General features: G+C 45.7%; 13 protein-coding genes. 6 read left to right on the forward strand and 7 right to left on the reverse strand.

The genetic code is table 11. The features are described from left to right. Positions 1–28 precede the first annotated feature (28 nt). The 3 genes from pal to ACBP46_RS12305 all read left to right on the forward strand — a co-directional run bounded on the left by pal (position 29) and on the right by ACBP46_RS12305 (position 2,117). Entirely contained in the window at positions 29–532 is a 504-nt protein-coding gene (gene pal / locus ACBP46_RS12295; RefSeq protein ID WP_371017010.1) for a peptidoglycan-associated lipoprotein Pal, read from the forward strand. A 71-nt stretch (positions 533–603) separates the two neighbouring features. Beyond that, the gene (gene ybgF, locus ACBP46_RS12300; RefSeq protein ID WP_371017011.1) at positions 604–1,281 is read left to right on the forward strand and encodes a tol-pal system protein YbgF; all 678 of its coding nucleotides are present in this window, start codon (positions 604–606) and stop codon (positions 1,279–1,281) included. A 5-nt stretch (positions 1,282–1,286) separates the two neighbouring features. After that, the gene (locus tag ACBP46_RS12305) at positions 1,287–2,117 is read left to right on the forward strand and encodes an alpha/beta fold hydrolase (RefSeq protein ID WP_371017012.1); all 831 of its coding nucleotides are present in this window, start codon (positions 1,287–1,289) and stop codon (positions 2,115–2,117) included. An 81-nt stretch (positions 2,118–2,198) separates the two neighbouring features. On the opposite strand, the gene ACBP46_RS12310 is transcribed toward ACBP46_RS12305, so the two are convergent. Both ACBP46_RS12310 and ACBP46_RS12315 read right to left on the reverse strand, forming a co-directional pair. Further along, the gene (locus ACBP46_RS12310) at positions 2,199–2,708 is read right to left on the reverse strand and encodes a copper chaperone PCu(A)C (protein WP_371017013.1); all 510 of its coding nucleotides are present in this window, start codon (positions 2,706–2,708) and stop codon (positions 2,199–2,201) included. Positions 2,709–2,745: 37 nt separating this feature from the next. Continuing rightward, on the reverse strand, positions 2,746–3,111 hold the full coding sequence (locus ACBP46_RS12315) for a hypothetical protein (RefSeq protein ID WP_371017014.1): 366 nt from the start codon (positions 3,109–3,111) through the stop codon (positions 2,746–2,748). Positions 3,112–3,221: 110 nt separating this feature from the next. Here ACBP46_RS12315 and ACBP46_RS12320 point away from each other — a divergent pair, with 110 nt between their 5' ends. Then, positions 3,222–4,607, forward strand: a complete 1,386-nt coding sequence (locus ACBP46_RS12320; RefSeq protein ID WP_371017015.1) for an MATE family efflux transporter — start codon at positions 3,222–3,224, stop codon at positions 4,605–4,607. A gap of 42 nt (positions 4,608–4,649) precedes the next feature. On the opposite strand, the gene ACBP46_RS12325 is transcribed toward ACBP46_RS12320, so the two are convergent. From ACBP46_RS12325 to ACBP46_RS12345, 5 genes are all read right to left on the reverse strand, one after another. Continuing rightward, complete coding sequence (locus ACBP46_RS12325; RefSeq protein WP_371017016.1) at positions 4,650–5,636, reverse strand: diaminopimelate dehydrogenase; 987 nt, start codon at positions 5,634–5,636, stop codon at positions 4,650–4,652. 34 nt (positions 5,637–5,670) lie between these two features. After that, on the reverse strand, positions 5,671–6,327 hold the full coding sequence (gene leuE, locus ACBP46_RS12330) for a leucine efflux protein LeuE (RefSeq protein ID WP_371017017.1): 657 nt from the start codon (positions 6,325–6,327) through the stop codon (positions 5,671–5,673). A gap of 134 nt (positions 6,328–6,461) precedes the next feature. After that, on the reverse strand, positions 6,462–8,015 hold the full coding sequence (ahpF, locus tag ACBP46_RS12335) for an alkyl hydroperoxide reductase subunit F (RefSeq protein ID WP_371017018.1): 1,554 nt from the start codon (positions 8,013–8,015) through the stop codon (positions 6,462–6,464). Positions 8,016–8,136: 121 nt separating this feature from the next. Next, the gene (ahpC, locus tag ACBP46_RS12340; protein WP_371017019.1) at positions 8,137–8,700 is read right to left on the reverse strand and encodes an alkyl hydroperoxide reductase subunit C; all 564 of its coding nucleotides are present in this window, start codon (positions 8,698–8,700) and stop codon (positions 8,137–8,139) included. A 198-nt stretch (positions 8,701–8,898) separates the two neighbouring features. Further along, positions 8,899–10,107 carry an acetate/propionate family kinase gene (locus ACBP46_RS12345; RefSeq protein ID WP_371017020.1) on the reverse strand — a complete coding sequence of 403 codons (1,209 nt, stop codon included), beginning with the start codon at positions 10,105–10,107 and terminating at the stop codon, positions 8,899–8,901. Positions 10,108–10,456: 349 nt separating this feature from the next. On the opposite strand from ACBP46_RS12345, the gene groES reads away from it, so the two are divergent. Next, a complete protein-coding gene (groES, locus tag ACBP46_RS12350) occupies positions 10,457–10,744 on the forward strand; it encodes a co-chaperone GroES (RefSeq protein WP_371017021.1) in 288 nt (95 codons plus the stop codon). 48 nt (positions 10,745–10,792) lie between these two features. Next, positions 10,793–12,445 (forward strand): chaperonin GroEL, encoded by a 1,653-nt coding sequence (groL, locus tag ACBP46_RS12355; RefSeq protein ID WP_371017022.1) that lies wholly within the window; start codon positions 10,793–10,795, stop codon positions 12,443–12,445. Positions 12,446–12,537 lie beyond the last annotated feature (92 nt).

The raw sequence follows: 12,537 nt of genomic DNA on the forward strand, positions 1-12,537 counted from the left end.
TGTGTGACTCTTTTTTAAAGGAACGCTAATGAGCTCGCGCATTTTTAAAGGCTTTACAGTAGCCTCTTTGGCTTTAGCTTTAGCCGCATGTAGTTCTGTACCACTCGATGAGTCTGCTTCAGGCACAACAGGTACTGGTGGCATGACAGATCCTAGCACTGGTGTAGTGATGGATCCGTTCAATCCACAGAGCCCTTTGGCCCAGCAGCGTTCAGTTTACTTTGACTTTGATAGCTATGTAGTCGCTGATCAGTATCGCAATACCGTAGAAATGCACTCTACTTATTTGCGTAACAACCCACAACAAGCTGTTCGCATTGAAGGTAATGCTGATGCTCGTGGCGGTGCTGAGTACAACTTAGCTCTAGGCCAACGCCGCTCCGACGCTGTGGCCCGCATGATGGCTCTTATGGGTGTTAATGCAGGTCAAATCGAAGCCATCAGTTTTGGTAAAGAACGCCCTAAAGCGTTTGGCAACACCGAAGCTGATTACGCTGAGAACCGTCGTGCAGATATCAACTACCAGCGTTAATCACGCTAAAGTATGATAAATTGACGCCGTAGCGCTACCACGCTACGGCGTTTTTTCTACAAGGAATCATCATGAGCGTACACCACCTGTTTAGCAAACCCCGTCTTGCCCTACTTTGCGGTACCTTGCTGTTTGGCACAGCCATGCCTACTCATGCCTTTGCAGACGATGAGGCGCGACGGGCTATCATCGAACTGCGTCAGCAAATTCGCCAAATTAATGAGCAAAACCAACATGCCCGCCTTATGTTGGCTGATCAAATTGAAATGATGCAACAGGAAATTGCTCAATTACGCGGCAAAGTTGAAACACTAGGGTGGCAGAACTCACAAAACCAACAAAATGAGCAAGCTACTCAAAGCTTAATTAGCGACCCTCAAGAGCAAGCCGCTTACGAGGCTGCCATGGATTTATACCGTAATGGTCAGTACCAAGAAGCAGCGAGTGGATTTGGCACATTTATAGAAGCCTACCCAAATAGCTCACAAATTGAAGATGTACGTTTTTATGAAGGTAGCAGTCTGTATGCCACTAAACGTTTTTCTGCGGCCATACAAAAGCTACAAACCTTGATTAACTCTAACCCTACTAGCCCACGCGCTCCAGATGCACTAATGGTTATAGCATCTAGCCAAGTAGAAATGAATGATCTGGCTTCAGCACAAAAAACCCTAGCGCAAATTGTAAAAGACTACCCTGACTCACCAGCTGCAGAAACAGCAAACAGCCGCTTACAGCTTCTTCAATAAGTGACATGATAGAGCCTCTTACCCAACTCACACTTCATCAAGCACCAGCTCAGTACAGCCAACATGATGTGTATTATGTGCAGCAAGGACAAGGGGATTTAGTTCTTTTTGTTCATGGGTCATTATGTGACTTGCGCTATTGGCGTTGGCAGCTTAATAAGCTTGCATCCTCTGCCCAAATAGTCAGCCTAAGCTTGCCAGGCTGTTGGCCTTCTGAGCCACTGTATATGGCTTATGATTTTGAGTTAGAAAACCACTGTGCAGCGCTTCATGATGTTATTGAGGCAACGCAACAAAGAGGACAGCACATTCATATAGTCGGGCATTCGCGTGGCGCTCAAGTCGTAACGCATTACCTTAAACAATTTCCCAAAACGGTCGCTAGTGTGGTGTTAGCAGACCCTGCTTTTATACCCCATAAAAAATCTACACCCTTAACTGTTTTAGATAAAGCAGCAAAGTTAATTGCAGCAGGGGCTGACTCAGAGGGATTAGAGCTGTTTATTGACGCCGTCAGCGGAGCAAACACCTGGTCGCAGATGGTGGGTTGGTTTAAGACCATGATTCAAGACAATGGGCACACACTCATTGCACAAAGTCGGGAAACGTTAACGATGATCGACTCGACGCATTTACAGGCCTTGGCCCAACAACCGGTATTGCTTGTAGGCGGAGCTTTGAGTCCAGAACGTTATCAGCGTAGTATCAAAGCCCTAAAAGAAGAACTGCCACATGCCCAGTATGCCCGCATAGCTAACGCATCCCACGGTATGAATTTGGCAAACCCCAAGGGATTTAATCAGGCCTTAATGCAATTTTTTCAAACTGTGGTTTAAGACGGCAGTAAAACACGAGCCAGACCTATATAGACTAAATATAGAAGTCAGCCCCGTTTACTGCCTGTTGCCTAAACGTAGTTAGTAACTACGTGCATTCGCTGGGTTCACCTTGCAGCTCATGGCAACTTTTTTCTGATTAGAAAAAAGCAGCTCCATGTCCATAGTTTGTCCTTGTGTCAATGCTTGCGTGGGCTGCTCAAACATAGCATGTAGACCGCCGGGCTTGAATTCAACCATACTCTGGGCAGGAATCACCATTTTATCTGCCATTACCATTTTAGCCATGCCGTTTTCTTCGATGGTCTCATGCAGCATCACATGGCCATAACTAGGCGTGGCACCAGCAACCAGCTCCAGCTCTTCGTTACTGTCATTGTGAATCACAAAATAACCAGCAGATGGCACAGTAGGCGGTAGCAATCGCACCCAACACTGCTCTACACGCACCCCAACAGCTGGTTTGGCAGCAGCAAACTGAGCTGCATAATCAACCATTTCATGGTGATGTGCAGAGTCATGATGATGACCGCCATGAGCTAGAGCTAAAGAAGAAAAACCACACAATATCGCAAACGTTACGTTTCGCATTTCATTATCCTAAATAAATTTATAAAAAAAACAGTATTTAGGAATTAATAGGTGGGCCTCTAGCCCCTAAAGAAGCGCCTATGAATCTGCTGCGTCGAACAGGAGGAAAGGCTGTCCATACGAGTAGTGCGCTAACAAAACACACAATTAAGGCCAAGGTGGGTGTATCGGCCGGTAAGCTTTGTAAACCTAGCGCAGCACCTAAAGCACACTCTAAGACGGGATGATCATTGTGCTGATGCGACTCGGGTAAGCCCAAGTCTAAATAAACCACAGTAGGCGTGGACAAGCCCACTGCACACATCGTAATCGCTGGACCCTGACCACTGCGATCGGCATTGGGCATAAAGCCAGCCGGAATCAAAGCACGCACCAACACCGCCATGATAATAATTACGATCATGTGTCGAGGCGGGCATAACGAATGCAGTGTGTGTGGATGCCTCATCTGAAGCCTAAAGGTTATACTATTAGAAGAGCAATAAGCCTGACAATTTAAGGTAAAAGCAAGAAATGAGTCAAACAGCAACTTTGCGCATTAGTCTATTTAATGAGCTTAAAGCCTCTTTGAAACTGGGCTCGCCCATTATTCTAACTAATTTAGCGCAAGTCGCTTTACTTACCACAAATTTAATTTTTATTGGGCGGCTCGGCAAAGTCGAATTGGCTGCTGGCTCTTTAGCTGCTAGCTTATACCAAGCCTGTATGATTTTTAGCTTGGGTTTAGTGTCTGCTACCATCCCCATGCTTGCTACTACCCTAGGCAAAGACCGTTCCAATCTATCCGCAATTCAGCAAATTATTCGGCATGGCTTTTTAACCGCTTTTATTATTTGCCTGCCCTTTTGGCTTCTGATGAGCCAAGCACAGCATATTTGGCTCGCCTTAGGACAAAACCCTGAAACCGCTCAATTAGCCACGTCTTATATTCACTCCATTCAATGGTCTTTATTGCCTTATTTGGGCTATATCGTTTTACGCTCATTTTTTGCTGCATTAGAAAAGCCCCTTTGGACACTCAATGTGGCTCTTGTTGGTATTGCGTTGAACGCGTTGCTGGGTTGGCTTTTTATCTTTGGCGAAATGGGTTTTCCACAGCTAGGACTGATTGGTGCGGGCCTAGCCACTACCTTGACCAATGTGCTCATGCTAGGGGGGATGCTTATTCTCGTTTATAAGCACCCTACTTTTAAGCAATATAAAATTTTCACCCAGTTTTTGCAGTGGAATATGCAGCAGCTATATCAGCTCTGGAAACTAGGGATCCCTATTGCTATTACCTTCACTCTTGAAACCTTAGTGTTTTATGCTGCGGTAATTATGATGGGCATTATTGGCGACACTTCACTTGCTGCACACGCTATTGCTATGCAAATTAGCTCAGTGTCGTACATGATTCCTTTAGGTTTTGGTCAAGTCGCTACCATACGCGTAGGTCTTGCTATGGGTCGAGCTGCACCTCACGATGCCGTACAAGCGGGTTGGGTGTCTTATGTGTTGGGGGTAGGTTTTATGGGCCTAGCTGCATGCGTGATGTGGCTAAAACCCGAGTTTCTAATCCAATTTTTTATTGATTTAAGCGCCCCTGAGAACCGAGCCGTTATTATTACAGCTACTCAATTTTTATTCTTTGCTGCGCTTTTTCAATTGACGGATGGAGCACAAGCCGTAGCAGCAGGTATGTTACGGGGACTCTATGACACGCGCACCCCTATGCTTTTAGCCTTATTGGGCTACTGGGTGCTGGGCGTACCAATAGGCGCTTTTTTAGCCTTTGTCTTAAACATGGAAGGCATAGGCATTTGGATTGGGTTTGTTACTGGGCTGAGTGTAGTCGCCGTATTGCTAACGTTACGTTGGTGGCGTCATAGCAAACGTTTATTAACGCGCTTGGCGTAAAAATAAAGGCTTGGGTTAACCAAGCCTTTTAAGTATTAGGTATTAGAGCAGTTCTTTGCGTAGTTCCGCCGCAGATTTAGGAGACAATAACCCTGGCGCAATATCAAATACCGTTTTTGCACCAAACTGTTTTTGCTCTGCTAAGCGGTGTGCCGCTCGAGCATAAGCAACCAACACACTGGAGGTAAACTCTGGGTTGCTGCCTAGAGCTAAGGAGTACTCAACGGTTTGCTGTACTTCATTGCCAGAAGTACCACTACGAATAACAAAACCGCCGTGGGGCATAGCAGCATGGTCGCGCTCTAGCTCTTCAAGACTAATAAAATGCACCGTGGTGTCATAGTCCGCAAAGTAATTTGGCATCGTCACAATAGTATGGCGCACCTGATCTGCATCGGCACCGTTCTCGAGCACCACAAAACACTCACGACGATGTTTTTCTCGGGTGCTAAGCTCTGGAAGCTCGCCGGCACGTACTCGCTCTACGGCGGCCTCTATGGGCAAGGTGTACTGCACACCAGCTTTCACACCCTCGACACGTCGTACAGCGTCAGAGTGACCTTGACTGAGACCTTTACCCCAGAATGTATACGTCTGACCTTTAGGCAATACCACTTCGCCCATTAAGCGATTAATAGAAAACAAGCCTGGATCCCAGCCTACTGCAATAATATTGGTATGTTGAGTTGCTTGAGCCACAGCATCGACCGCAGCAAAATAATCAGGGATGGCTGCATGGGTATCAAAACTGTCAATGGTATTGAACCATTGAGCCAAATGCGGCCCTTGTTTGGGCAAATCGTCTTTAGAGCCCCCACATAAAATCAGCACATCAATTTGGTCTTTGTATTGCTCTATCGTATCTAATGCATAAACCGGGACATGACCAGAAAGCAGCTTAACGCTATTGGGCTCGCGACGGCTAAAGACCGCGACCAGCTCCATGTCGGGGTTTTGCCCTAGAGCAAGCTCAACGCCGCGGCCTAAATTGCCATAACCAGCTATACCAATACGAATTTTTGCACTCATTGTCTTTCCTTTAATGCAGTTGTCCATAAGTCAATTAGGCTACACCAAAAGCCATACGCACCGCAAAGACTATAAATAAAATAGCCACAGCAGCATTACAACAAATGGCTAAGTAGCGATGTTTTCTAAACGTCGCCGCTAAATGTGTACCACCAAAAATCAACGTTGATAAATAAATCATACTAAAGAGCTGCAAGAACGCACCAAGCACCATAAAAGCAAGCCACGGATGGCCTTGTGTTGGGTCTACAAACTGCACAAAAAAAGACAACAAAAACAAAATGGCTTTAGGGTTTAATAGACTTAGAACTAAAGCCTTAGAAAAGTAATTATCGTATTTAACTTTTTGTTCTAACAGTTCGGGCGTGGAATTACTTTGCTGTGCGGTAGGTTTAAACAAAGACCATAAAATTCGTATACCTAAATAGCCTAAGTACCCGGCTCCTAGAGCACGCAGTGCATAAAACAACACTGGGATGGTTTGCAATAACGTCCCCGCCCCCGCCGCGGTAAGTGCAATGAGAATAGAGTCACCAACAAAAATACCACCGGCTGCTAGATAGCCTGGCCGTACCCCTTTAGCTGCGGCAGTCGCTAAAACAAATAGTGAATTTGGGCCTGGCAGCAAAATAATAAAAACGGCCCCCACCAAATAGGCACCTAAATTAATAACGCCGACACTCTCAAACACGACAACCTCAGCAGGCAAAATATAAATAGTACTCTAAAGTGCTTTTTAAGCGTGAGCTTATTTAAATAGCAGCATACAAAAAAACCCACCCTTATAAAAAAGGTGGGTTTTTGAATGAAGCGACCTAGATTGAGTTATTCAACCGAAGAGCGGATTAAGTAATCAAATGCACTCAAGGCTGCTGTGGCACCTTGGCCTGCTGCAATAATGATTTGTTTATATGGCACAGTGGTTGCATCGCCCGCCGCAAATACGCCTGGAATAGAAGTCTGACCACGTTCATCAATAACGATTTCACCGTGTTGACTGCGCTCTACAACATCACCTAACCATTCATTATTAGGAACTAAACCAATTTGTACAAAAATACCATCTAATGCTAGCTCATGGCTTTGCTGTGTATCGCGATCTAAATAACGTAGGGCAGTCACTTTGGAGCCATCACCAAGTACCTCTGTGGTCTGCGCTTTTTTAATGACTTTTACGTTAGGTAGACTATGCAATTTACGCTGCAACACTTCGTCAGCACGCAACTCGTCACCAAACTCAATTAAGGTGACATGCTTAACCAAACCAGCAAGGTCAATAGCCGCCTCTACACCAGAGTTACCGCCACCAATGACAGCTACATCTTTACCTTTGTATAAAGGACCATCACAGTGTGGGCAGTATGCCACCCCTTTGTTACGGTACTCTGACTCGCCAGGCACACCCAGCTCACGCCAACGCGCGCCAGTAGCCAAGATTAATGATTTGGTTTTTAAGGTGGCACCATTTTCCAGCTGCAACTGAATTTCCTTGCCCGGAATCAGCTTTTCAGCACGTTGCACATTCATGATATCCACATCGTAATCACGTACATGGGCTTCTAAGGCTGCGGCAAACTGAGGCCCTTCTGTGTATTGAACAGAAATGTAGTTCTCTATAGACATAGTATCTAGAACTTGCCCCCCAAAGCGCTCAGCGACCACACCAGTACGAATACCTTTACGCGCGGCATACACAGCAGCGGCAGCACCTGCTGGACCACCCCCTACAATTAATACATCAAAGGCTTCTTTTTCGTTAAGAGCTGTAATTTGCTCTTCACTGTTGCCCGCCCCTAATTTAGCCAATAGCTCCTCGGCATTAGCTCGGCCGTAATGGAACTCTGCCCCGTTCAAAAACACTGCCGGTACGGACATGACCTCGCGCTCTTTTACCTCGTCTTGGAACAATGCCCCATCAATAGAGGTATGTTTGATACGTGGATTAAGCACAGCCATTGCGTTTAGTGCTTGCACTACATCTGGACAGTTTTGGCAGCTTAATGAGTAGTAGGTTTCAAATACCAAGTCCTGATCTAGACTGCGGATTTGATTTGCTACCATTTCATCCATTTTGATTGGATGCCCACCTACTTGTAACAATGCCAATACCAACGAGGTGAACTCATGCCCCAAAGGAATGCCAGCAAAATCCACAGCCACATCACTTTGTGTACGCTGAATTTTAAAAGACGGTTTGCGCGCATTATTTCCGTTTTCGCTGACTGAAACTTTAGCGGGGCTAAGCTCTGCTATTTCTTGCAGTAATTCGCGCAACTCGACTGACTTATCGCCCTCATCGAGTGACGCAATTAGCTCGATTGGATGCGTGATATTTTCTAGGTACGCTTTAAGCTGTGTTTTTAAACCTGCATCTAACATAATGATGGCTTCCTTTTAGACAATAATGGGGGGCATAGAAAAATTTTGGGCAAAAAAAGCGCCCGAACAGATCGGGCGCCTTTACAAGGCGGTAGTTATACCGCCTGCAACCGGATCCCGATTAGATCTTGCCAACTAGGTCTAGGGAAGGAGCTAGTGTTTTCGCGCCTTCTTCCCATTTGGCTGGGCAAACTTCGTTGGGGTTTTTAGCAATGTACTGAGCTGCTTTCACTTTACGTAGCAATTCTTTTGCATCGCGACCAATACCGTTGTCGTGAACTTCCATGGTCTTGATTTGACCTTCAGGGTTAACGATAAAGGTGCCGCGTAGTGCTAGACCTTCTTCTTCAATCAGTACTTGGAAGTTGCGTGCCAATTGATGGGTAGGGTCAGCAAGCATTGGGTAGTTCACTTTACCGATAGCCTCGGAAGTATCGTGCCAAGCTTTATGAGCGAAGTGGGTATCAGTAGATACGGAAAATACTTCAACACCGTATTTTTGGAACTCTGCGTAGTTATCGGCTAAGTCTTCGAGTTCGGTAGGACATACGAAAGTGAAATCTGCTGGGTAGAATACGAAAACAGACCATTTACCGGCGATGCTTTCGTTGGTGTACTCTTTAAACTCACCATTGTGGTAAGCCATAGCTTTAAAAGGTAGGATCTGTGTATTGATCAAAGACATCTGTAATCTCCCGTTCTTGGTTAATTTGTGACAGTGATTTCATTATAGGAATTCACTATCGATTTGTAAAATTGATTAATTTTATTGATGTGATAGCTTTTAACTATAGAACAACTATAAAAAAATCAATCAGCACAAAAAAGAGTAGCAGGGCTTGATGACAAAATAAACCCTTTAGAACAAAGATTAAAACTCAAGCTAAGATTGAAGCTCGTGGTAACGACGTAAGGTCTCACGCGCAATAACTAGCTCTTCGTTAGTGGGAATCACCCAAACGCCAATGGCGCTATCTGGAGCCGAAATTTTCTTTGTGTTTTTTGCATTGAGCTCTGGATCTATTTTAACGCCTAACCATTCTAAATGGTGGCAAATTCTGGCACGTATCTCTGGACTGTTTTCCCCTACCCCTGCTGTGAATACAAGATTATCCATACCCTGAGTAGATACTGTGAGCCCAACCAAACTTTCAGCCGTGCGTAAAGCAAAATAATCAAGCGCTAAGCGAGCCGACTTGGCTTCGCTAGCCAATAAAGTACGCATATCACCACTTATGCCTGATAAGCCTTTAAGCCCAGACTGGTTATACAGCAGATCCTGAATTGCAGTGCCATCTTTTTTCTGCTCCTGCATCCACCACAATACTACCCCAGCATCAAGCTGCCCGGGGCGTGTACTCATGGGTAAGCCATCGAGCGCTGTAAAACCCATAGTGCTTATCACACTTTGACCTTGCTGCATCATACAAGCGGAACAACCAGAACCTAAATGCGCAACAACGGTACGACCTATATATACATCTGGCAGATGTTGACCTAAGTATTCAGAGATATATTGATAAGACAGCCCATGAAAACCATAACGCCTTACACCGAGCTCATAATAACGTTGAGGCAATGCGTAGTACTTATGTAAAGTCGGTTGCTCTGCATGAAATGCTGTGTCTAAACAAGCGACTTGGGGCAAATTCGGCCAATGCGCGCGTACTACACGTACTGGAGCCAAGTTATTTTCTTGGTGCAAAGGGGCCAGTGGTGCCAATGTCTGTAAATAGTGCAACACCTCATCATCAATCACTACACTTTCTTTAAGCTGCGTTCCACCATGCACAATACGATGGCCTACCGCTAAGGGTGCTTTAGATAAGTGCTGTTTAAGCCAACGTGTTAGTAAGTCTTGAGCTGAGTGCAGGCTTTGCCCTTGATGCTGATTGAGTGCTTGGTCCTCGAGTATTTGTCCTACCGCTCCTTTAACGGCAAAGTGAGCACGCTCCGTGCCTATGCCAGAGACTTGACCGCCGTACAAAAAAGTTAACTCATCTACATCCCGTGTTTGAGCGACGGGTAATTGGTAGACGTTAAACTTCAAACTGGAGCTACCTGCGTTCACAACAATCAGCGTTTCACTCATAACACACCTTTTAAGTCGATTAGAAGTTGGGCCACAGCCTATACCACGAGCACCGCACAAGTCAGAGGATGAATTAAATTTTTTTCTTTTCTTTCAATACCTTAAATGAGGCAAGCGATTTTGCCATAACGCCCCTTTAATTTTTATGAGTACAAACAAGAATCATAATGCGCTCGCCCAATGATAAATACCCAGATACAAAAATAATTTGGCTCCCTGCTCTTGAAATAACAAAAGTCGCCCTTATAATTAGCACTCAGAGGGGTAGAGTGCTAACACTCACTCTTAAACTATTTAAAATACATCAATTTTCAATTGACCAACTTGTTTTAGAACAGGAGTTCATCTCATGAAATTACGTCCTTTAGGCGACCGCGTGATCGTCAAGCGTTTGGACAACGAGCGTCAAACAGCGTCTGGTATTGTTATCCCTGAGAGTGCCACCGAGAAGCCGGACCAAGGTACTGTGGTTGCAGTAGGTCCTGGTAAACGCTCTGATGACGGCACCGTTCTACCTTTAGACTTAAAAGTTGGCGATAAAGTGCTATTTGGTAAATACGCTGGGCAAAGCGTTAAAGTAGACGGTGAAGAAGTTCTAGTCATCCGCGAAGAAGAAATCCTCGCTGTTTTTGAATAAGACCTCCCGTCCATACGTATTCACAATTACCAAATTTAAGGAATTATCATGGCTGCTAAGCAAGTTTATTTTGGCGATGACGCCCGCACCCGCATTGTACGTGGTGTAAACACTCTAGCAAACGCTGTTAAAACCACCATGGGCCCTAAAGGCCGCAACGTGGTTTTAGATCGTGCATTTGGCGCACCTACCGTAACCAAAGATGGTGTATCGGTTGCCAAAGAAATCGAACTCAAAGACAAATTTGAAAACATTGGTGCTCAACTCGTTAAAGAAGTTGCCTCCAAAACTTCTGACAACGCTGGTGACGGTACCACAACCGCAACAGTACTAGCCCAAGCTATCGTAGAAGAAGGCCTAAAATACGTTGCCGCTGGTATCAACCCAATGGACCTCAAGCGTGGTATTGACCGCGCTGTAGCAGTTACTGTAGACGAGCTACGTACTCTATCCCGTCCTTGCACCACCACCAAAGAAATCGCACAAGTTGGCTCCATCTCTGCTAATAGCGATGCTTCTATTGGTAAGATCATTGCCGACGCAATGGACAAAGTAGGTAAAGAAGGTGTGATCACTGTTGAAGACGGCAAGTCTTTAGACAACGAACTCGACGTAGTTGAAGGTATGCAGTTTGATCGCGGTTACCTCTCCCCCTACTTCATCACAAACACTGAAAAGCAAGTTGCCGTTCTAGATAACCCCTACATCTTGATTTTCGACAAAAAAATCAGCAACATCCGTGACTTGCTACCTATCTTAGAGCAGGTTGCTAAAGATAGCCGTCCTTTGTTGATCATTGCTGAAGACGTTGAAGGCGAAGCCCTAGCAACACTAGTTGTTAACAACATCCGCGGTATCCTAAAAGCCACTGCAGTGAAAGCACCTGGTTTTGGCGATCGTCGTAAAGCCATGTTGGAAGACATTGCTGTGTTAACAAACGGTACCGTCATTTCCGAAGAAACCGGTATGTCTCTAGAAAACGCTGACGTGACCCACCTAGGTCAAGCCGTACGCGTTGAAGTAGGCAAAGAAAACACCACCATCATTGATGGCGCTGGCGACAACGTTTCTATCGAAGCTCGCGTAAAACAAATTCGTGCTCAAATCGAAGAAGCCACCTCTGACTACGATCGTGAAAAACTGCAAGAGCGTGTTGCCAAACTCGCTGGCGGTGTGGCCGTGATTCGTGTTGGCGCAGCGACTGAAGTAGAAATGAAAGAGAAAAAAGCACGTGTAGAAGACGCTCTACACGCAACTCGCGCTGCCGTTGAAGAAGGTATTGTTCCTGGTGGTGGCGTGGCGCTAATCCGTGCTCGTCAAGCTGTTGCTGCCTTAACCGCAGACAACATTGACCAAGAAGCCGGTATCAAACTCGTACTACGCGCTATCGAAGCACCACTACGCACTATCGTTAGCAATGCTGGCGAAGAAGCCAGTGTGGTGGTCAATCAGGTCGCTCAAGGCGAAGGTAACTACGGTTACAACGCCGCTACTGGTGAGTACGGCGACTTGGTAGAGCAAGGTGTTCTAGATCCAACTAAAGTAACACGCACAGCTCTACAAAACGCAGCCTCTGTAGCCAGCTTATTGCTTACTACTGAAGTAGCAGTTGCTGAAATTGCTGAAGAAAAACCAGAAGCCGGTATGCCTGATATGGGTGGTATGGGCGGTATGGGTGGCATGGGTGGTATGGGCTTCTAAGCTCAATCTGACCTTGAGGGTGCATTATGCACCTTCGCCCTTCAGTCTAAAAGCCCCTGTTTTAAACGGGGGCTTTTTTTGTAGTCACGTAT

Source organism: Paenalcaligenes hominis (assembly GCF_041359055.1).
In the GTDB taxonomy this organism is placed as follows: domain Bacteria; phylum Pseudomonadota; class Gammaproteobacteria; order Burkholderiales; family Burkholderiaceae_B; genus Paenalcaligenes; species Paenalcaligenes hominis_A.